The organism is Paludibacterium sp. B53371, from assembly GCF_018802765.1.
Taxonomy (GTDB): domain Bacteria; phylum Pseudomonadota; class Gammaproteobacteria; order Burkholderiales; family Chromobacteriaceae; genus Paludibacterium.
In genome coordinates, this window is sequence record NZ_CP069163.1 from 670,158 (window position 1) to 689,909 (window position 19,752).

Sequence of the window (19,752 nt, forward strand, 5' to 3'; positions counted from 1 at the left end):
GCTCCCATCTTGGGGTTAGATGACTTCAGCTTGTTTCATGGCGGCCTCGACCAGCACCTGGCTGGCTTCGGTCAGTGGCATCAGCGGCAGGCGGATGCCGTTTTCTATCAGTCCCAGCCTGCTCAGTGCCCATTTGCTGGGCGCCGGACTGGGCTCGATAAATAATCGGTGATGCAAGCCCTGCAGCATATCATTAGAGCTGCGCGCCAGGGGAATATCTCCAGCGATGGCGGCCTGTGTCATGCGACTCATCAGCGCCGGCGCCACATTGGCCGTGACGGAAATCACGCCGTGACCGCCGCACAGCAGATAGGCCAGCGAGGTGCTGTCCTCGCCGGAGTACAGGGCAAAGTCCTGCGGCGCGCGCCGTGTCAGGTCGCAGTGACGGGCAATGTTGCCGGTGGCGTCTTTGAGCCCGACGATATTGTCGATCTCGGCCAGCCGCAGCACCGTGTCATTGGCCAGGTCGGCCACCGTGCGTCCCGGAACGTTATAGAGCAGGACCGGGATGGAGACGGCTTCGGCCAGGGTGCGGAAGTGCTGGTACAGTCCTTCCTGCGAGGGCTTGTTGTAATAGGGCGCAACGGAAAGCAGCATGTCGGCACCGGTCTGCTGCATGGTGCGCGCCAGTTCCACGGCGTGGGCGGTGGCATTGCCCCCAGCGCCGGCAATGACGCTGACCCGGCCCGCCGCCTGCCGGACGACGGTTTCGACGACGGCGCGATGCTCGTCTGGCGTCAGGGTGGGGGATTCTCCGGTGGTGCCGACAGCCACGATGCCCGTGGTGCCATTTTCAATCTGAAACTCGACCAGGCGTTTCAGGGCCTCGAAATCGACCTGACCATCCTCCCGCATCGGGGTGACCAGCGCGACCAGACTACCAGTGAGCATAAATCTGCCTATATAGGTCTAGAAAGGTTAGTGCCCGATTGTAGCGGAATTCCCGTCGGCGTCGAAGGGCTGATTCTGAATTGTTATTTGCCCGGAAAGTGGGGCAAATGTGCTAGAATCCCACGTTTTTCCCGATACTTACGGCTAACAGGCTGAAGGATCCAAGCGTGATTACCACACAGAACATTACCATGCAGTTTGGCGCGAAACCGTTGTTCGAGAAGGTTTCGGTCAAATTTGGTGAAGGCAACCGTTATGGCCTCATTGGCGCCAACGGTAGCGGCAAGTCGACTTTCATGAAAATCCTCGGTGGCGATCTGGAGCAGACCAGCGGCGAAGTCGCCATCGAAACCGGGCTGCGTCTGGGCAAGCTGCGCCAGGACCAGTTTGCCTATGAAGACCAGCGCGTGATCGATGTGGTCATGATGGGGCATACCGAAATGTGGGCTGCGATGAGCGAACGTGACGCCATCTATGCCAATCTCGAGGCCACAGACGAAGACTACATGCATGCCGCCGAGCTGGAGGCGAAGTTTGCCGAGTATGGCGGCTATACCGCCGAAGCCCGTGCCGGCGAGCTGCTGATGGGGGTGGGCATTCCGGTTGAGCAACATACCGGTCCGATGAGCGAAGTGGCGCCGGGCTGGAAGCTGCGCGTGCTGCTGGCGCAGGCCCTGTTTGCCGATCCGGACATCCTGCTGCTCGACGAACCGACCAACAACCTGGACATCAACACCATTCGTTGGCTGGAGCATGTGCTCAACGAGCGCAACTCGACCATGATCATCATTTCGCACGACCGACACTTCCTGAACTCGGTCTGCACCCACATGGCCGACCTGGACTACAACACCATCCGCATCTATCCGGGCAATTACGATGACTACATGATCGCCTCGACCCAGGCGCGCGAACGTCAGCTGTCGTCCAATGCCAAGGCCAAGGAGCGTATCCAGGAGCTGCAGGAATTCGTGGCCCGCTTCTCGGCCAACAAGTCCAAGGCTCGTCAGGCAACTTCGCGGTTGAAACAGGTCGACAAGCTCAAGGCCGACATGGTCGAAGTCAAGCCGTCTTCGCGCCAGAGCCCGTTCATCCGCTTCGAGGTCGAGGACAAGAACAAGCTGCACCGTCAGGCCGTGGAGCTGAGCGAAGTGTCGAAGTCCTTCGACAAGCCGCTGATCAACAAGCTCGACCTGATTCTGGAAGCCGGCCAGCGCCTGGCGATCATCGGCCCGAACGGCGCCGGCAAGTCGACGCTGGTCAAGATGCTGGCCAATGCCTTTGATGCTTCGCTGAGCGATGTGACCCCCGATCAGGGCAGCATCAAGTGGGCGGAAAAGGCGCAGATCGGCTACTACCCGCAGGATCACGAGAACGATTTCGACTCGGATCGCACCCTGTCCGAATGGATGCGCGACTGGGGCCAGGAGGGCGACGACGAGCAGGTGATCCGCGGGACGCTGGGGCGTCTGCTGTTCTCGGGCGATGACGTGACCAAGGCGGTCAAGGTGCTGTCCGGTGGTGAGAAAGGCCGCATGCTGTATGGCAAGATGATCCTGACCAAGCCGAATGTGCTGATCATGGACGAGCCGACCAACCACATGGACATGGAAACCATCGAGGCGCTCAACATGGCGCTGGAAAAATACAAGGGCACGCTGATTTTCGTGTCGCACGACCGTCAGTTCGTCGGCTCGCTGGCCACGCAGATTCTCGAGCTGGATGGCAATGGCGGGTATCAGCATTACATCGGTGAGTACGAAGACTACCTGGCCAGCCGCGGTCTGGAGTAAGCTTCATGCTTTGCAAAAACGGCCGCGCAAGCGGCCGTTTCTTTGTGCGCAATGCATCATTTTTGGTGACAGAATTAGGCTTTACCGTCCCAAAAGGCTGGTCTATAGTCAGTCTAGCGCTTTGTGCACTGCAATATCGTGGTTGCCACACCTGAGCAAATCAGGACCCAATAACAATAACGCTTTACTGGGAAACGACAGGTTTTGTGCCTGACGTTCGGAGAACACAGCCAAAGAAGGATGCACCATGAAATTACAAGGGAAAGTATCGATCATTACCGGCGCCGCCAGCGGCATCGGCAAGGCGACCGCGGAGAAATTCGTGCAGGAAGGCTCGATTGTCGCCGTCTGTGACGTCAATCTCGAAGCCGTTCAGGCGGTCGCCGAGTCGCTCAAGGCGGCCGGTGGTCAGGCCGTCGCCTACCGGGTCAATGTGACCGACAAGGCAGAAATCGCCAGCATGGTTGCCGACGTCAAGCAGCGCTTCGGTCGTATCGACGTGCTGGTGAATAATGCCGGTATCGTCAAGGATGCCCAACTGACCAAAATGACCGATGATCAGTTTGATCAGGTCATCGACATCAACCTCAAGGGAGTCTACAACTGCACCCGCGCCGTGGTGGACACCATGGTGGAGCAGGGCAGCGGGGTGATCCTCAATGCCTCGTCGGTGGTGGGCCTGTATGGCAACTTCGGCCAGACCAATTATGCCGCCACCAAGTTCGGTGTGATTGGCTTCGTCAAGACCTGGGCCAAGGAGCTGGGCAAGAAGGGCATTCGTGCCAACGCCGTATGCCCTGGCTTCGTCGCCACCCCCATCCTCAACGCCATGCCGGAAAAGGTCATCCAGGCCATGGAGGAGCGCGTGCCGATGCGCCGTCTGGCTCAGCCGTCCGAGATCGCCAATGTGTACGCCTTCCTGGCTTCCGATGACGCCAGCTACATCAACGGCGCAGCCATCGAGGTGACGGGCGGCCTGACGCTGTAAGCCATGGCATGAGAAAAAGGCGTGGAAGCGGGCTTCCACGCCTTTTGGGTTTTCGCTGCCGCAGCATCAGACCTCTTCGTCGTCCAGCTCATCCTCATGGGCGCTGGCCAGCAGGGCCGCTTCGACCTCGCGCCGGTGCAGGTGGGGGGCAAACAGCTCGATGAAGGTATAGGCAAAGCCGCGCAGGTAAGCGTCGCGGCGGATGCCCACCTTGGTGGTGGACGGTTCGAACAGATGGCTGGCATCAATGATGCGCAAGCCGGTATCGCGCTCCGGCTCGAAAGCCATATTGGCAATAATGCCGATCCCCAGCCCCAATCCGACATAGGTCTTGATCACGTCGGTGTCGATGGCGGTCAGTACCACCGTCGGCGTCAGCGACTGACTGGCAAAGGCCTTGTTGATTTTCGAGCGGCCGGTGAAGGCAAAGTCGTAGGTGATGATCGGATAGCGTGCAATGTCCTGCAGCGTGATCGGATGATCCAGCGCCAGCAGGGGATGGCCTTCAGGGACCACCACACCACGATTCCATTCGTAGCAGGGCAGCATCGCCAGTTCCTTGTACAGCGCGATCCCTTCGGTGGCGAGCGCCAGGTCGGCTTCGCCGCTGATGACCATGTCGCAGATCTGGGTCGGGCTGCCTTGCTTGATCGACAGACGCACGGCCGGATAGCGCTGCATGAAGGCGGTGATGGTTGCCGGCAGGGCGTAGCGCGCCTGGGTGTGGGTCGTCGCCACGGTGAGTGAGCCTTCGGCCTCGCGCGAGAATTCATCGCCGACGCGTTTGAGGTTCTGGGCTTCGCGCAAAATGCGCTCGGAGATCTTCAGCACCTCCTTGCCAGGGTCGGAGACCGCGACTACCCGTTTGCCGTTGCGGATGAAGATCTGAATACCGAGTTCATCCTCCAGCAAGCGGATTTGTTTGCTGATGCCAGGTTGCGAGGTATGCAGTTTTTCTGCCGCCTCCGACACATTCAGACCCTGTTTGGCCACTTCCACCAGATAACGCAACTGCTGCAGCTTCATGCGGGAACCTTGTTGTTAAAACCAGGAGTAATTAAATACTAACACAATATTCTTTTAAGTTTATAGGTCGTTTGGGTAGCATGCATTGACTATAAAAGGTGAGAAAAACCGATGAGTTATCAGCAACGTCTGGCGGCGACCACGGCACGCCTGCAGGCCATCCAGGGCGCCCATGCGGCCGTGGTGCTGGCCAACAGTCTGGGGGCGGAGGATATGGTGCTGACCGATCTGATCGCCCGTCTGAATCTGCCTTTCGCCGTTTTCTGCCTGGATACCGGACGTTTGCCGGCCGAAACCTATCAGTTGCTGGATCGTTTGCCGCAGCACTACCCCGGGTTGCGTCTCAGGGTCTATTACCCGGATGCCGCTGCGCTGGGCGCGTGGGTCAGCGAGCATGGTGTCGATGCCTTCTATCGCAGCGTCGAACTGCGCAAGGCCTGCTGTGCCCTGCGCAAGGTCGAACCGCTCGGGCGGGCGCTGGCCGGCCAGCAGGCATGGATCACCGGCATGCGCCAGGCACAGTCAACGACTCGCAGCGATCTGCCGTTCGAGGCCTTCGACGAAGATCACGGGCTGATGAAGTACAACCCGCTGGCCGACTGGCAGGAAGCCGATGTCTGGCAATACCTGCGTGAGCATCAGGTGCCCTACAATCGCCTGCACGATCAGCACTATCCCTCCATTGGCTGTGCGCCCTGTACCCGGCCGATTGCCGTCGGCGAGGACCTGCGTGCCGGACGCTGGTGGTGGGAAAACCCCGAAACCAAAGAGTGCGGCCTGCATGTGCGCATCAAGCAGGTCTGACCATGTATCAATACAATGAAATCGATCAGCGCATCGTTGACGAGCGTGTGGCCCAGTTCCGCGACCAGACCGAGCGCTTTCTGGCCGGCGGGCTGAGCGAAGACGAATTCCGTCCGCTGCGATTGATGAACGGGCTGTACATCCAGCGCCATGCCCCCATGCTGCGGGTGGCGATTCCCTACGGCATCCTCTCGTCCAGGCAGTTGCGCAAACTGGCCGAGATTGCCCGTCGTTACGATCGTGGTTACGGCCATTTCACCACGCGGCAGAATATCCAGTTCAACTGGGTCGAGCTGGCTCAGGTGCCAGATATCCTGGCCGAACTGGCAACCGTGCAAATGCATGCGATCCAGACTTCCGGCAACTGCGTGCGCAACACCACGACCGATGCTTTCGCCGGCGTGGCGGCAGACGAAATCATTGATCCGCGTCCCTGGTGCGAGATCATCCGCCAGTGGAGCACCCTGCATCCCGAGTTCGCCTTCCTGCCGCGCAAATTCAAGATTGCCGTTTCCGGCAGCGTCGAAGACCGCGCCGCGACCCTGGTGCACGATATTGGTCTGACCGCCTGCCACGGCCCGGCCGGGGAGGTCGGTTTTCAGGTCGCTATCGGCGGCGGTCTGGGGCGTACGCCGATCATCGGCGATGTCATCAAGTCCTTTTTGCCCGCCCGGCATCTGCTGACCTATCTGGACGCTGTGCTGCGGGTGTACAACCGCTTTGGTCGTCGTGACAACAAGTACAAGGCGCGCATCAAGATCCTGGTCAAGGCCATGACGCCGGAGGGCTTTGCCGCCAAGGTGGAAGATGAGTGGCTGCACCTCAAAGAGGGGCCGGCGACGCTGACGCCGGAGCATGTCGCGCACTACGCTGCGTTTTTCACGGCACCGTCTTACGGCACGCCGCAGACGGGGGCATTCGATGCGGCACGCCAGGCAGACCCGGCCTTTGCCCGCTGGGTTGAGCGCAATACCCGTCCCCAGCGCCAGCCAGGCTACCGCAGCGTGATCCTGTCATTGAAAAAAACCGGCGTACCGCCGGGGGATATCACGGCCGGCCAGATGGAGGCCGTGGCGGATTGGGTCGATCGCTTTGCCTTCGGCGAAATCCGTGTGGCTCATGAGCAGAACCTGATTCTGCCGGACATGGCGGAAAGTCATCTGTACGAACTCTGGCAATTGGCACGCCAGCAAGGCTTTGCCACCCCCAATATCGGCTTGCTGACCGACATCATCTGCTGTCCCGGGGGCGATTTCTGCTCGTTGGCCAATGCCAAGTCCATCCCGATTGCTGCCGCCATCCAGGAGCGCTTTGATGACCTGGACTACCTGCATGATCTGGGGCCGCTGCAGCTGAACATGTCGGGGTGTATGAATGCCTGTGGCCATCACCACATCGGCAATATCGGGATCCTCGGTGTCGATAAGAATGGCGAGGAGTGGTACCAGATTCAGCTGGGGGGCAGCCAGGGCAAACAGGCCGCCATCGGCAAGGTGATTGGTCCTTCCTTTGCACGCGAGGCCATTCCGGATGTCATCGACAAGATCCTGCAAGTCTACGTCGAGCGGCGTCAGCCCGACGAAACCTTCCTCGAGGTCGTGCAGCGACTCGGGGCCGAGCCGTTCAAGGAGCGCGTGTATGCAAAACATCATTGATCGGCACGGTCTGCGTGAGGACCGCTGGGTCTTGCTGCGCCAGGAGGAGGACGGGCAGCTGCCGTCATCTGCGCCGGACGATGACATCATCGTGCCTTTGCCGGCCTGGCTATCGATGCAGAGTGAGCTGCTGGACCGTCCCGGACGGACCGCGGTCTGGCTCGCGCCCGATCATGAACCGGGGCAGCTTCAACCTTCTCTCAATCTGTTAACGCTTATTGCCATTGACTTTCCCAGCTTTACCGATGGGCGCGGCTATAGCATTGCGCGCTTGTTGCGCGAACGATACAACTATGCAGGGGAACTTCGGGCGCTGGGCGATGTCTGGCAGGATCAGGTCCAGGCGTTGTGGCTGGTCGGCTTTGATAGCTTCGAAATCAAGCCAGGCAAGCCTTTGCCACAGGGTGGACTGGCAGGTGCGGCCTTCTCGGAGCATTACCAGACTAGCTTTCGGCAGCCGCAACCACTGTTTCGCAGATGCATCAGTCATGACTGATGTGTTGTAAATTTGTTACAATACTTGTGCGACATCTGGATAAGAAGTAGGTTCTAGCGCAACAGCTTGGCTTTTTTGCCTCAGCTGTGCTGTTGACATGGGATAGCCTGATTCCTATAGTGCCGATTAACTGCACAAACACAGCCGAAAGCAAGAGCCTGTTGTTTGCAGCCAAGCTTTACCTTGTGGGTCCCTGTACCTCACGCATGGGCCTGTAATTCAGATAAGAAAGAGGGAAAAACATGACTAAACAGCTGAAACTGAGCGCGCTGGTCGCTGCTCTGCTGGTTTCTGCAAGCGCCTTCGCTGCCAAGCCGGGCTATGCCGTTGACCAATCGACCGATGCCGTTGCCCGCAACAGCTACAACGAATGCTGGCACACCAACTACTTCGACAAGGCGACCGAAGGCCTGGTTGAGTGCGGCGACAAGGCTCCGGCTGCAGCCGTAGCTGCTGCTCCGGCTGCTGCGCCTGCCGTGACCCATGAAAAGGTGACCCTGTCCGCCAAGGTGCTGTTCGCCTTCGACAAGGCCGTGCTGCGTCCGGAAGCCAAGGATGTTCTGGACCCGCTGGTTAACCGCCTGAAGGGCGATGCCAACCTGAAGGGTGTTGCCGTCAATGGTTACACCGACTTCCTGGGCTCGGAAAAGTACAACCTGACCCTGTCGCAAAAGCGTGCTGACGCCGTCAAGGACTACTTCGTAGCCGGTGGCGTGCCGACCGACAAGGTTGTTGCCGTCGGCCAAGGCCCGGCCAACGCCTCGATGACCGAAGAGTGCTCGACCAAGTTCAAGTACAAGAAGGGTCATCGCGCTTCTGCCGCGCTGAAGGAATGCCTGGAAGCTGACCGTCGCGTTGAACTGGTGATCGACACCGTACAAACCGTCGGCAAGTAAGCACTGCCCGGTTTTGTCCGAACCGCCTGCCACCCTGTGGCCGGCGGTTTTGTTTTTTGTTGCACCATGCCAGGGTTCGTGGCTGGACGCTCGCTAGTACTGGCGGCTACAATCGGACGTTTCGGTATGCAATCAGAGCCCGCACATGCAGGTATTTTTCGGAGATCCGCGACGCTTCTCCCTGTCGCCATGTGCGTTGACCATCGGCAATTTCGACGGTGTGCACCATGGGCATCAGAAGATGCTGCAACGCCTGCGCCTTGAGGCCGATGCCCGTCATCTGCCCACGGCGCTCCTGACGTTTGAACCGCACCCGCGCGAATTTTTTGCCCGTGGCGAGCCGACCGCGCGCCTGTCGACCATGCGCGACAAGCTGCGCCGTCTGCGTGAGCTGGGTTTGCTCGACTATGTGTTCGTATTCCGCTTCAATCACGGGTTTTCGCGCATGCCGGCGCAGGACTTCGTTCAGCATGTGCTGCACGAGCAACTCAAGGCGCGTTATCTGCTGATTGGCGATGATTTCCAGTTCGGTGCCGATCGGCGCGGCGATTTTGCCCTGCTGTCGTCGACCCCGGGCCTGGTCACCGAGGCGATGCCCTCGGTGCTGGTGGAGGGGGAGCGTGCCTCCAGCTCGCTGGTCAGGCAGCGCCTGGCCGCCGGCGACCTGACCGGCGCCGAGGCCCTGCTGGGACATCCTTACCAGCTGTCCGGCCGGGTGATCCACGGCAAGAAGCTGGGGCGTACCATTGGTTTTCCGACCGCCAACGTGCATTTGCCGCATCGCCGCCCAGCCCTGGAAGGCGTGTTCGTGGTCGAGGTGGAGACCGAAGCCGGGCGCCTGGGCGGGGTGGCCAGTCTGGGCAAGAACCCGACGGTGACCACCAGCCAGAACTACAAGCTGGAAGTCCATCTGTTTGATTTCAGCGGTGATCTGTATGGTCGCCGCATCGTGGTACGTTTTCTGAAAAAATTGCGCGATGAAGCGCGCTATGACGATCTTTCCGCACTGGTGGCCCAGATTGAACGGGATGCCAGCAGTGCCAAAGCCTATTTGACCAGTTTGCAACGAGAGCAGGCATGAGCATCGATTACCGTAAAACCGTCAATCTTCTGGACACCCCCTTTGCCATGCGTGGTGACCTGGCCAAACGCGAGCCGGCCTGGGTCAAGCGCTGGCAGGACAGCCGCCGTTATGAAAAGCTGCGCCAGCTGTGTGCCGGCCGGCCGAAGTTCATCCTGCATGACGGCCCTCCCTATGCCAACAATGACATTCACCTGGGGCATGCGGTCAACAAGGTGCTCAAGGACCTGATCATCCGTTCACGTACCCTGGCCGGTTTCGACGCCCCCTATGTGCCCGGCTGGGACTGCCACGGCCTGCCGATCGAACTGATGGTGGAAAAGCTGCATGGCAAGGCCATCCCGGCCGCCAAGTTCCGCGAACTGTGCCGCGAGTACGCCAAGGAGCAGGTGGCGCGCCAGAAGAAGGGCTTCATCCGCCTGGGCATCCTCGGTGACTGGGAGAATCCCTACCTGACGATGGACTTCAAGACCGAAGCCGACATCGTGCGCACCCTGGGCAAGATTCACGACAACGGCTTCCTCAACAAGGGCGAGAAGCCGGTGCACTGGTGTATCGAGTGCGGCTCGTCGCTGGCCGAAGCCGAGGTCGAGTACGAAGACAAGGTCTCGCCGGCCATTGATGTCGGCTTCAAGGTACTGGACAGCGACAGGCTGGCCAGCATTTTCGGCCTGAACGCCCCGGTCGGACAGGCCATGGCCGTCATCTGGACCACCACGCCGTGGACCTTGCCGGCCAACCTGGCGGTGTCGGTCAATCCCACGCTCACCTACCAGTTGCTGGATACCCCGAAGGGCTTGCTGATCCTGGCCAAGGAGCTGGCCGAGTCCACGCTGCAGCGCTATGGCGTCGACAGCCACCGCGTGCTGGGCGAGGCACAGGGCGAGGCGCTTGAGCTGCTGCCCCTGCAGCACCCGTTCTATGACCGTCAGGTGCCGGTGATCTGCGGCAACCACGTGACCACCGAGGCGGGTACCGGTCTGGTACATACCGCCCCGGCGCATGGTCTGGATGACTATATCGTCGGTCAGGCTTACAAGCTGGGCATCGACAACCCGGTGGCCGACGATGGCCGCTATAAGTCGACCACCGAGCTGTTTGCCGGTCTGCTGGTGTGGGATGCCAACCCGAAGGTCATCGAAGTGCTGGCCGAGCGCGGCGCACTGATCCATCAGGCCAAGCTGTCGCACAGCTACCCGCACTGCTGGCGCCACAAGACGCCGATCATCTTCCGTGCCACGCCGCAATGGTTCATCAGCATGGACCGCCCCGGCCACGGCGGCGAAACCCTGCGCGACATCAGCCAGCGTGCGGTCGATGCCACCGAGTTCTTCCCGGCCTGGGGCCGCGCACGGCTGGATGCCATGATCAAGAACAGCCCGGACTGGTGTGTCTCGCGTCAGCGTAACTGGGGCGTGCCGATGACCTTCTTCGTGCACAAGGAAAGTGGCGAGCTGCATCCGCGTTCGGCCCAGCTGCTGGAAGAGGTGGCGCTGCGCATCGAGCAGCAGGGTATCGAGGCCTGGTTCAGCCTGGATGCACGCGAGCTGCTGGGTGAAGAGGCCGACCAGTATCGCAAGCTCAGCGACACGCTGGACGTCTGGTTTGACTCCGGTTCGACCCATTTCGCCGTGCTCAAGCAGCGCCCCGAGCTCGCCTGGCCCGCCGACCTGTATCTGGAAGGCTCGGACCAGCATCGCGGCTGGTTCCAGTCTTCGCTCAAGACCGGTTGCGCCACCATCGGTCGTGCGCCGTACAAGCAGCTGCTGACCCATGGCTTCACCGTCGACGACAAGGGCTACAAGATGTCCAAGTCGCGCGGCAACGGCATTGCGCCGGAAGAAATCTGCAGCTCCCTGGGCGCCGACATCCTGCGTCTGTGGATTGCCAGTGCCGACTATTCCGGCGACATGGCCCTGTCGCAGGAGATTCTCAAGCGCACCACGGAAAGCTACCGCCGCCTGCGCAATACCCTGCGCTTCCTGCTGGCCAACCTGTCCGACTTCGATCCGATCGACCACGCCGTGCCGTTCGAACGCATGCTGGAACTGGACCGCTACGCACTGGTGATGGCCAAGGAACTGCAGGAGAAGGTTGCCGGCGAGCATTACGCCCGCTATGCCTTCCACCATGCCATGCAGGAGATCGTGGTCTATTGCGCCGAAGATCTGGGCGCCTTCTACCTCGACGTGCTGAAAGACCGTCTGTATACCACGGCCGCCGATTCGCCGGCTCGTCGCTCGGCCCAGACGGCGCTGTATCACATCACCCGCTCGCTGCTGTTGCTACTGTCGCCGGTGCTGTGCTTTACCGCCGACGAGGCCTGGGAAGTCTTTACCGGTAACGAGGAAGACTCGACCCTGTTCCACACCTGGCACGAGTTCCCGTTGCCGGACGCCGAGACCGAGGCTGCGCTGGCGGCCAAGTGGCAGGTGATCCGCAACCTGCGCGCCGAAGTGAACAAGGAAATCGAAGTGCTGCGTGCCGGTGAGCAGCTGGGCTCCTCGCTGCAGGCCGAAATCGATATCGAAGCCGACGACAGCCTGTTCCCGCTCCTGGCCAGCCTGGGCGACGACCTGAAGTACGTGCTGATCGTGTCGCGCGTCGGTGTCAGCCAGGGCGATGCCACGCGTATCCGCGTGACGCCGTCCACCCATGGCAAGTGCGAGCGCTGCTGGCACTATCGTGCCGATGTCGGCAGCCATGGCGAGCACCCCACCCTGTGCGGTCGCTGCGTCAGCAATCTGGCGGGGCAGGGCGAGGGCCGGCAGCATGCATGAGTCTCGTCGCTGGCCATGGTTCGCCATGGCCCTGCTGATCATTGTGCTCGATCAGCTGGCCAAGCTGTATTTCAACGGGACCTACCAATACGGTGAGAGCCGTGCGGTGATCCCGGGCTTGTTCAGCTTCACGCTGATCTACAATCCCGGTGCGGCCTTCAGCTTTCTGGCCGATGCCGGCGGCTGGCAAAAGCATTTGTTCAGCGTGCTGGCCTTTGCCGTGTCCGGCTGGCTGGGCTGGAACCTCTTGCAGGGGCGTTTCTCCTGTCTGATGCGCTGGGCCGCCGCCTTCATCATGGGCGGGGCACTGGGGAATGTGATCGATCGCATGGTCTACGGCCATGTGGTCGACTTCATCCAGATTTACTATCGTCACTGGTACTATCCGGCCTTCAATCTGGCGGACTCCTTCATTTGCGTCGGTGCGGCGCTGATGGTGCTCGACAGCCTGAAAAAGCCGGCCCGCTGATCCTGCCGGTTCGCCACGGCGAACCGGACTGGCCGTTTTCTCCGTTTACCTGAAGGACAAGACCCGATGAACAAGACCATCATGCTGGCCAACCCGCGCGGCTTCTGCGCCGGGGTCGATCGGGCCATTGCCATTGTCGAGCGCGCCATCGAGCTGTATGGCGCACCGATCTACGTGCGCCATGAAGTGGTGCACAACCGCTTTGTGGTGGAGCAGCTGCGCGACAAGGGGGCCATCTTCATCGAGGCGCTGGACGATGTGCCGCAGGGGGCCATTCTGATCTACTCGGCGCATGGCGTGCCGCAGTCGGTGCGGCAACAGGCCGAGGCTCGCGGGCTGCAGGTTTACGATGCCACCTGCCCGCTGGTGACCAAGGTCCATGTCGAGGTCAAGCGCATGCACAAGGCCGGTATGGAGATCATCATGATCGGTCACGCCGGTCATCCGGAGGTGGAGGGCACCATGGGCCAGGTCGAGGATCGCATGTATCTGGTGGAGAGCCTGGAGGATGTCGGCAAGCTGGTGGTGAACAACCCGGAACAGCTGGCCTTCGTCTCGCAGACCACACTGTCGGTGGATGAAACCCGCGACATCATTGCCGCCCTGCAGGCCCGTTTCCCTGCCATTGCCAGCCCGAAGAAGGATGATATCTGCTATGCCACGCAGAACCGGCAGGATGCGGTCAAGAGCCTGGCGGACAGCTGTGATCTGGTGATCGTGGTCGGTTCGCCCAACAGCTCCAACTCCAATCGCCTGCGTGAAGTGGCTGCCCTCAAGGGGGTGGATGCCTGGATGGTGGACAATGCCTCCCAGTTGCAGGAAAGCTGGTTCGCGGGCAAGCAGCGCATTGGTGTGACGGCTGGTGCTTCTGCACCGGAGGTGCTGGTTCAGGCGGTCATTGAGCGCATCCGCGAGCTGGGCGCCAGCGAGGTCGCCGAGCTGCCCGGTGTCGAGGAGCACACCACCTTCGCTTTGCCGCCTGGGCTGCGCGTCGCCCAGTCCTGAGCATGCCGTTTCGGCATTCATCAAGCCCGGCCCCGGCCGGGCTTGATTGTCTTCATGTTGTGCTATTTCTCGCCTGAAGGCATGATGTGATCACTACCCGTATATTGTTGAACAATCCCCTTCGGGGGCCAGACACTCTCGCGGAATAATGCAATGCCAAGCCCAGCCTCCTATCACGTCAGCCCGTCTGAATCCTTGATCATCCGTCAGGCCTCGCCTTATGAGTTTGCCTCGGTCGTGCGACTGTACGACGAGGGTGGCTACGATGGCCGTTATCAGGCCTCCGATTTCCTCCTGCTGGCCATCATGGGGCATGAAACCGTCGGGGTGGTGCGACTGGTGAAAGAGCAGGGCTATACCCTGCTGCGCGGCCTGTATATCGGCAAACACTGGCGCGGTCGCGGCATTGGCCGCCAGCTGCTGGCGGCGGCCACCGGCTATCTGACCGACCCCTGTTACTGCCTGACCCAGAGTACGCTGATTCCCCTGTTTGCTGCGCAAGGCTTCATCCCGTGCAGCGACGACATCGTACCGCCCTTTCTGCTGGAGCGGCGCCATCGCTATGGCTGGACCGGCAAGACCTACCACATTCTTTACCGCCCCGACTGATGGCCTGCTGACGGGGAGCCGTCCGGCTCCCTATTGAAAACCCGCCCGCACGCCCCTATCTGCGCTCTATCGTTGACCAACCCTGAATAACCGATATGAGCGCACAGAAAGAAACCCTGGGCTTTCAGACTGAAGTCAAGCAACTGCTCCATCTGATGATCCACTCCTTGTATTCCAACAAGGAGATCTTCCTGCGAGAACTCATCTCCAATGCCTCCGATGCCGCCGACAAGCTGCGCTTCGAGTCGATGAGCCATCCAGAGCTGCTGGAAGACGATGGCGAGCTGAAGATTCGCGTTACCTTCGACCCGGCTGCCCGTACCCTTACCATTACCGACAACGGTATCGGTATGAGCCGTGATGAAGTGATCGAAAACATTGGCACCATTGCCCGCTCCGGCACGCGCAAGTTCTTCGATGCCCTGACCGGCGATGCGCAAAAGGATGCCAATCTGATCGGCCAGTTCGGCGTCGGCTTCTATTCGGCTTTCATCGTGGCGGACAAGGTCACGCTCAGCACCCGGCGCGCAGGTGCCGCCAGTGGCGAAGGCGTTCGCTGGGAGTCCACCGGCCAGGGCGATTACACACTGGAAACCATCGAGCGCACCGCGCGCGGTACCGAGGTGGTGCTGCATCTGAAGGAGGGTGAGGACGAGTTCCTCAACGACTGGCGCCTGCGTCATATCGTGCGCACCTACTCCGATCACATCTCGCTGCCGATTGAGATGAAAACCGTCAGCGAAGCCGAAGAGGGGGCCGAAGCCGCCGAACCGGCCTTCGAGGCGGTCAATCAGGCTTCCGCCCTGTGGGCACGCGCCAAGAGCGAGATCAGCGACGAGCAATACAAAGAGTTTTACAAGCACATTGCCCATGATTTCACCGACCCGCTGGCCTGGAGCCACGCCCGGGTCGAAGGCCGTCAGGAATACACCGAGCTGCTCTACATCCCGTCACGGGCTCCGTTTGACCTGTATGACCGCGAGCGCAAGCAGGGTGTGAAGCTGTATGTGCGCCGTGTGTTCATCATGGAAGATACCGAAAAGCTGATGCCGCATTACCTGCGCTTCGTGCGCGGGGTGATCGACTCCAGCGATCTGCCGCTCAATGTGTCGCGGGAAATCCTCCAGCAGTCGCGTGATATCGACGCCATTCGTGCCGGCTGCGTCAAGAAGGTGCTCGGCATGCTGGAAGACCTGGCGCAGAACGACGCCGTTAAATATGCCAGCTTCTGGCAGGAATTCGGCCAGGTGCTGAAAGAGGGTGTGGGCGAAGATTTTGCCAACAAGGATCGTCTGGCCAAGCTGCTGCGCTTCCACTCCACGGCCAGCGAGGGCGATACCGCCAGTGTTTCGCTGGCGGACTACGTAGGCCGCATGAAGGAAGGTCAGGAGAAGATCTACTTCATTACCGCTGAAAGCCTGGCTGCCGCCAGGAACAGCCCGCACCTCGAAGTGTTCCGCAAGAAGGGTATTGAAGTCCTGCTGCTGGCGGATCGTGTGGATGAGTGGGTCAGCAGCAATCTGCATGAATTCGAAGGCAAGAAGCTGCAGTCGGTCGCCAAGGGCGAACTCGACCTTGGCGCGCTGGAAGATGATGCCGACAAGGCCGCACAGCAGAAGGCCGAAGAGAGCGCCAAACCGGTGCTGGGCCGCATTACCGCCGCGCTGGGCGACAAGGTCAGGGAAGTCCGTGCCACCGCACGTCTGACCGACAGCCCGGCCTGCCTGGTGGTTGGCGAGCATGACATGAGCGCCCACCTGGAGCGTTTGCTGAAGTCGGTTGGCCAGAATGTACCGGAGAACAAGCCAGTGCTGGAGATCAACCCGGAGCACATGCTGGTGCGGCGGCTGAATGCCGAGCAGGATGAGGCGCGTGCCGCCGATCTGGCGCATGTGCTGTACGACCAGGCGCTGCTGGCCGAAGGCGGCAAGCTGGACGATCCGGCCAGCTTCGTCAAGCGCATCAACCGGCTGATGCTGGAGTTGTCTGCCTGATTACCCCAAGGACCTCGACAAGACGTCCCCCTGTGCCCCCTGAATTCAGGGGGCACTTTTTTTGCGCCGGGAACGGACCAAAAAAAGACGACGCCGAAGGCGTCGTCTCTGTCTGTTGCGGGCCGACGTTGTCGGGCAATGATGGTTCAGACCGTCGGGGGCTGGGTGTCGATGAAGGACTGGCGGGCTTCCAGCTTCTGGTGCAGGGCATCCAGATTGGGGTAGTCCTGTTTCCAGCTGATCTGCGGGAAACGGAAGGCCAGGTAGGCCAGGCAGCAGCCGACGGCAATATCGGCCAGGCTATAGCCATCGCCATGGCACCAGGGACGTTCACCCAGATCGGTCGACAGCGCCTGCAGACCACGGGCAATCTTGCCGTACTGGCGTTCGATCCATTCCGGGCTCTGCTGGGCTGCCGGGCGTTTTTGCTCCAGGAAGACCGTCACAGCGGCATCGATGATGCCATCGGCCAGTGCTTCCCAGCGCTTGGCCAGGATCAGCTGACGATGACCGTCCGGCAGCAGGCGCTGAACCGGCGAGACATTGTCCAGGTATTCGACGATGACGCGGGAGTCATACAGCGCCATGCCGTCATCCAGCTCCAGCACCGGTACTTTGCCCAGCGGGTTGTAGTCCGGGACCTTGCTGTCGGCCTCCCAGGGGATGTCGACTTCCAGGGGACAGTCGATCTTCTTTTCTGCCAGAACGATGCGCACCTTGCGGGCGTAGGGGCTGGTGAGCGAAGCAATCAGTTTCATAGGATGGTTCAAACCGGGTTGGTGATCCGTCTGGAGTAGCGGAGCGTGGCCATCACTTTAGCGCATGCGCCGCTGCTCCGGAAGAGCCCGCCTCTCGGCTTACTTCAAATCCAGCTTGCCGCTGACCTGCAATTGCAGCATGGACGTACCTGCCTGCCAGTCCGGGGCGGCGACGGATTCGGGGCCGATATTGGCACGCTTGGCCATCATGGCCATCATCGGACGCGGGGCGTTGCCGTTATTACCGATGCTCAGCTCTCGCACGCTGACATGGCTCTTGCCCAGCGCACCGGCGGCGACTTTGGCCGTCGCCTGCAACTGGGCGATGGCCTCGGGCAGCATTTGCTGCTCGATGCGCTTGCGTGCCTGTTCCGAGACACTGAAATCGACATTGCCCAGCAGCATGGATTGCTGCAGGCGTGCCACCAACTGGGCAGTCTGTACGAAGTCGCCGCTACGCAGATGGATCTCCGACCGGCCTTGCCAGCCCTTGATCTGGTTGTTCTTGTCGTACTGCGGCCAGGTGCTGTAGTTGCCGCTGCTGGCCTGAACGGCGCCATAGCTGCGCGCCACCGCCATGGCGGCGGCGGTCTTGCGGTTCAGGCTGTCGGCGAGAGCCGCCGGCTGGGCCTGGCTTTCCTGCACGTACAGCGTGACATCCAGCTGGTCGTTGGCGACTTCGCGCTGGCTGGACGCCGTCAGCTCGAGCTGGGTGGTATTGTCCTCGGCCAGTGCCGGCAGGGTGGCCGCCAGCAGCAGGGTTCCGCCAATCAGGGCATGCATGGGTTTCATGGTCTCTCGCAATGACAGGAATAAACTGCATGGACAAAAAAATGACGGGATCGTTCATTCGATCCCGTCCTTAATTTAACTGCATGGTGTGCGGCGGATCAAGCCAGGTATTCGTAGCCCGGCAGGGTCAGGAATTCGACGAAGTTGTCCGAGGTGGTCAGCATGTCGAACATATTGACCGCATCTTCGTACTGGCGTGTCCAGCGGCTACCGTATTCGCTCTTGAGTTTGGCCACTTCATCAGCCTGCAGCTGGCGGAACAGTTCGACCGTCACCTTGCGGCCATCCTCCAGAACCCCCTTGGGCGAGCGGATCCACTGCCAGATCTGCGAACGCGAGATCTCGGCGGTGGCCGCGTCTTCCATCAGGTTGTGAATCGGCACGCAACCATTGCCGGAAATCCACGAGCCCAGATACTGGATGCCGACATTGATGTTCATGCGCAGGCCGGCCTCGGTAATCGGGGTTTCCGGCTGGAAGTTGATCAGGTCGGCCGCGCTGACCTCGACGTCCGGACGTTGCTTGTCGATCTGGTTCGGGCGATCCCCCAATACTGCGGTGAAGGCCTCCAGCGCGATCGGTACCAGACCCGGGTGGGCAATCCAGCCACCATCGTAGCCGTCACTGGCATCCCGGTCTTTGTCCGCCTTCACCCCCGCCAGGGCCTTTTCATTGGCCACCGGATCATTCTTGATCGGAATCAGCGCCGCCATGCCCCCGATGGCCGGCGCGTTGCGGCGATGGCAGGTCTTGAGCAGCAACAGGCTGTAGGCCCGCATGAACGGCACGGTCATGGTGATCTGACCGCGGTTGGCCAGGCAGAAGTCGCGATTGTTCTTGAACTTCTTGATGCAGCTGAAAATGTAGTCCCAGCGTCCGGCATTCAGCCCCGAACTGTGTTCGCGCAGCTCATACAGGATTTCATCCATCTCGAAGGCGGCCAGGATGGTTTCGATCAGCACCGTGGCCTTGATGGTGCCTTGCGGGACGCCGAGGGCCTTCTGCGCCACGACAAAGATGTCGTTCCACAGACGGGCTTCCAGATGGCTCTCCATCTTCGGCAGATAGTAGTACGTGGCCGAGCCGTTGGCTGTCAGGTAGTGAATGTTGTGGAAGAAGGACAGGGCAAAGTCGAAGATCGCCCCGCTCACCTGCTGACCATCCACCGTGACGTGCTTTTCCATCAGATGCCAGCCGCGCGGCCGCAGGATCAGCGTCGCGATCGTGTCGTTGAGGCGATAGGCCTTGCCTTCCGGGCTGGTCCAGGCAATGGTCTTGCGATAGGCATCACGCACATTGATCTGGCCGCGGATCTGGTTTTCCCAGCTCGGGCAGTTCGAATCTTCGAAGTCGGCCATGAAGCTCTTGGCGCCCGAATTGAGCGCATTGATCATCATCTTGCGCTCGACCGGACCGGTGATTTCCGCGCGACGATCCAGCAGGTCCTTGGGCAGCGGCGCAATTTTCCAGTCCCCGGCACGCACGGCGGCCGTTTCCGGCAGGAAGTCCGGCAGGCGGCCCGCGTCCAGCTCGGCCTGGCGAGTCACACGCGCGGCCATCAACTCGCGGCGTCGCGGCTCGAACTGACGGTGCAGGGCGGCGACCAGAGCGAGCGCGTCTTCGCTCAGGATGGTTTCGAACTCGTCCAGGATGGGTGCGCTGATGGCGACACCCTGCGGCAATTGAATCGACATGATGTTTCTTCCCCGTGTGTG

The 19,752-nt window shown here is 60.7% G+C and carries 17 protein-coding genes; 12 read left to right on the plus strand and 5 right to left on the minus strand.

What is annotated here, in order from left to right; genetic code table 11:
• Positions 1 to 15: 15 nt before the first annotated feature.
• On the minus strand, positions 16 to 891 hold the full coding sequence (dapA, locus tag JNO51_RS03230; RefSeq protein ID WP_215781288.1) for a 4-hydroxy-tetrahydrodipicolinate synthase: 876 nt from the start codon (positions 889 to 891) through the stop codon (positions 16 to 18).
• 167 nt (positions 892 to 1,058) lie between these two features.
• Between dapA and JNO51_RS03235 the strand changes: the two genes are divergently transcribed.
• Entirely contained in the window at positions 1,059 to 2,684 is a 1,626-nt protein-coding gene (locus tag JNO51_RS03235; RefSeq protein ID WP_215781291.1) for an ABC-F family ATPase, read from the plus strand.
• Positions 2,685 to 2,931: 247 nt separating this feature from the next.
• Positions 2,932 to 3,672 carry a 3-oxoacyl-ACP reductase FabG gene (gene fabG / locus JNO51_RS03240; protein ID WP_215781293.1) on the plus strand — a complete coding sequence of 247 codons (741 nt, stop codon included), beginning with the start codon at positions 2,932 to 2,934 and terminating at the stop codon, positions 3,670 to 3,672.
• Positions 3,673 to 3,738: 66 nt separating this feature from the next.
• Here the strand turns inward: fabG and cysB are convergent, their stop codons facing one another.
• Positions 3,739 to 4,698, minus strand: coding sequence for an HTH-type transcriptional regulator CysB (cysB, locus tag JNO51_RS03245; protein ID WP_215781304.1), 960 nt, complete (start codon positions 4,696 to 4,698; stop codon positions 3,739 to 3,741).
• Between the two features lie 111 nt (positions 4,699 to 4,809).
• On the opposite strand from cysB, the gene JNO51_RS03250 reads away from it, so the two are divergent.
• From JNO51_RS03250 to htpG, 10 genes are all read left to right on the plus strand, one after another.
• A complete protein-coding gene (locus JNO51_RS03250; protein WP_215781306.1) occupies positions 4,810 to 5,502 on the plus strand; it encodes a phosphoadenylyl-sulfate reductase in 693 nt (230 codons plus the stop codon).
• Positions 5,503 to 5,504: 2 nt separating this feature from the next.
• Positions 5,505 to 7,157, plus strand: a complete 1,653-nt coding sequence (locus JNO51_RS03255; protein ID WP_215781308.1) for a nitrite/sulfite reductase — start codon at positions 5,505 to 5,507, stop codon at positions 7,155 to 7,157.
• Positions 7,141 to 7,653, plus strand: a complete 513-nt coding sequence (locus JNO51_RS03260) for a DUF934 domain-containing protein (RefSeq protein WP_215781310.1) — start codon at positions 7,141 to 7,143, stop codon at positions 7,651 to 7,653. Before JNO51_RS03255 ends, JNO51_RS03260 begins: the two co-directional genes overlap by 17 nt.
• 242 nt (positions 7,654 to 7,895) lie before the next feature.
• Positions 7,896 to 8,549: an OmpA family protein gene (locus JNO51_RS03265; RefSeq protein WP_215781313.1), complete on the plus strand. Its 654-nt coding sequence runs from the start codon at positions 7,896 to 7,898 to the stop codon at positions 8,547 to 8,549.
• Between the two features lie 145 nt (positions 8,550 to 8,694).
• Positions 8,695 to 9,630 carry a bifunctional riboflavin kinase/FAD synthetase gene (locus JNO51_RS03270; RefSeq protein WP_215781315.1) on the plus strand — a complete coding sequence of 312 codons (936 nt, stop codon included), beginning with the start codon at positions 8,695 to 8,697 and terminating at the stop codon, positions 9,628 to 9,630.
• The gene (gene ileS, locus JNO51_RS03275) at positions 9,627 to 12,410 is read left to right on the plus strand and encodes an isoleucine--tRNA ligase (protein WP_215781317.1); all 2,784 of its coding nucleotides are present in this window, start codon (positions 9,627 to 9,629) and stop codon (positions 12,408 to 12,410) included. Before JNO51_RS03270 ends, ileS begins: the two co-directional genes overlap by 4 nt.
• Positions 12,403 to 12,879: a signal peptidase II gene (gene lspA / locus JNO51_RS03280; RefSeq protein WP_215781319.1), complete on the plus strand. Its 477-nt coding sequence runs from the start codon at positions 12,403 to 12,405 to the stop codon at positions 12,877 to 12,879. Before ileS ends, lspA begins: the two co-directional genes overlap by 8 nt.
• A 66-nt stretch (positions 12,880 to 12,945) precedes the next feature.
• On the plus strand, positions 12,946 to 13,884 hold the full coding sequence (ispH, locus tag JNO51_RS03285; RefSeq protein ID WP_215781321.1) for a 4-hydroxy-3-methylbut-2-enyl diphosphate reductase: 939 nt from the start codon (positions 12,946 to 12,948) through the stop codon (positions 13,882 to 13,884).
• Between the two features lie 153 nt (positions 13,885 to 14,037).
• Positions 14,038 to 14,493: a GNAT family N-acetyltransferase gene (locus tag JNO51_RS03290; RefSeq protein WP_215781324.1), complete on the plus strand. Its 456-nt coding sequence runs from the start codon at positions 14,038 to 14,040 to the stop codon at positions 14,491 to 14,493.
• 95 nt (positions 14,494 to 14,588) lie between these two features.
• On the plus strand, positions 14,589 to 16,487 hold the full coding sequence (gene htpG, locus JNO51_RS03295) for a molecular chaperone HtpG (protein ID WP_215781326.1): 1,899 nt from the start codon (positions 14,589 to 14,591) through the stop codon (positions 16,485 to 16,487).
• Positions 16,488 to 16,633: 146 nt separating this feature from the next.
• Here htpG and JNO51_RS03300 read toward each other — a convergent pair whose 3' ends face one another.
• The 3 genes from JNO51_RS03300 to aceB form a co-directional block, all read right to left on the minus strand.
• Positions 16,634 to 17,245 carry a glutathione S-transferase gene (locus tag JNO51_RS03300; protein WP_215781328.1) on the minus strand — a complete coding sequence of 204 codons (612 nt, stop codon included), beginning with the start codon at positions 17,243 to 17,245 and terminating at the stop codon, positions 16,634 to 16,636.
• A 99-nt stretch (positions 17,246 to 17,344) separates the two neighbouring features.
• Positions 17,345 to 18,037 (minus strand): SIMPL domain-containing protein, encoded by a 693-nt coding sequence (locus JNO51_RS03305; protein WP_215781330.1) that lies wholly within the window; start codon positions 18,035 to 18,037, stop codon positions 17,345 to 17,347.
• A 98-nt stretch (positions 18,038 to 18,135) separates the two neighbouring features.
• Positions 18,136 to 19,731, minus strand: a complete 1,596-nt coding sequence (gene aceB / locus JNO51_RS03310; protein ID WP_215781333.1) for a malate synthase A — start codon at positions 19,729 to 19,731, stop codon at positions 18,136 to 18,138.
• Positions 19,732 to 19,752 lie beyond the last annotated feature (21 nt).

Coding starts and splice junctions, on each gene's coding strand:
- JNO51_RS03270 (WP_215781315.1), top strand. CDS start 8,695: ATGCAGGTATTTTTCGGAGATCCGCGACGCTTCTCCCTGTCGCCATGT.
- dapA (WP_215781288.1), bottom strand. CDS start 891: ATGCTCACTGGTAGTCTGGTCGCGCTGGTCACCCCGATGCGGGAGGAT.
- JNO51_RS03260 (WP_215781310.1), top strand. CDS start 7,141: ATGCAAAACATCATTGATCGGCACGGTCTGCGTGAGGACCGCTGGGTC.
- JNO51_RS03265 (WP_215781313.1), top strand. CDS start 7,896: ATGACTAAACAGCTGAAACTGAGCGCGCTGGTCGCTGCTCTGCTGGTT.
- JNO51_RS03305 (WP_215781330.1), bottom strand. CDS start 18,037: ATGAAACCCATGCATGCCCTGATTGGCGGAACCCTGCTGCTGGCGGCC.
- JNO51_RS03300 (WP_215781328.1), bottom strand. CDS start 17,245: ATGAAACTGATTGCTTCGCTCACCAGCCCCTACGCCCGCAAGGTGCGC.
- cysB (WP_215781304.1), bottom strand. CDS start 4,698: ATGAAGCTGCAGCAGTTGCGTTATCTGGTGGAAGTGGCCAAACAGGGT.
- JNO51_RS03250 (WP_215781306.1), top strand. CDS start 4,810: ATGAGTTATCAGCAACGTCTGGCGGCGACCACGGCACGCCTGCAGGCC.
- ispH (WP_215781321.1), top strand. CDS start 12,946: ATGAACAAGACCATCATGCTGGCCAACCCGCGCGGCTTCTGCGCCGGG.
- lspA (WP_215781319.1), top strand. CDS start 12,403: ATGCATGAGTCTCGTCGCTGGCCATGGTTCGCCATGGCCCTGCTGATC.
- aceB (WP_215781333.1), bottom strand. CDS start 19,731: ATGTCGATTCAATTGCCGCAGGGTGTCGCCATCAGCGCACCCATCCTG.
- ileS (WP_215781317.1), top strand. CDS start 9,627: ATGAGCATCGATTACCGTAAAACCGTCAATCTTCTGGACACCCCCTTT.
- htpG (WP_215781326.1), top strand. CDS start 14,589: ATGAGCGCACAGAAAGAAACCCTGGGCTTTCAGACTGAAGTCAAGCAA.
- JNO51_RS03255 (WP_215781308.1), top strand. CDS start 5,505: ATGTATCAATACAATGAAATCGATCAGCGCATCGTTGACGAGCGTGTG.
- fabG (WP_215781293.1), top strand. CDS start 2,932: ATGAAATTACAAGGGAAAGTATCGATCATTACCGGCGCCGCCAGCGGC.
- JNO51_RS03290 (WP_215781324.1), top strand. CDS start 14,038: ATGCCAAGCCCAGCCTCCTATCACGTCAGCCCGTCTGAATCCTTGATC.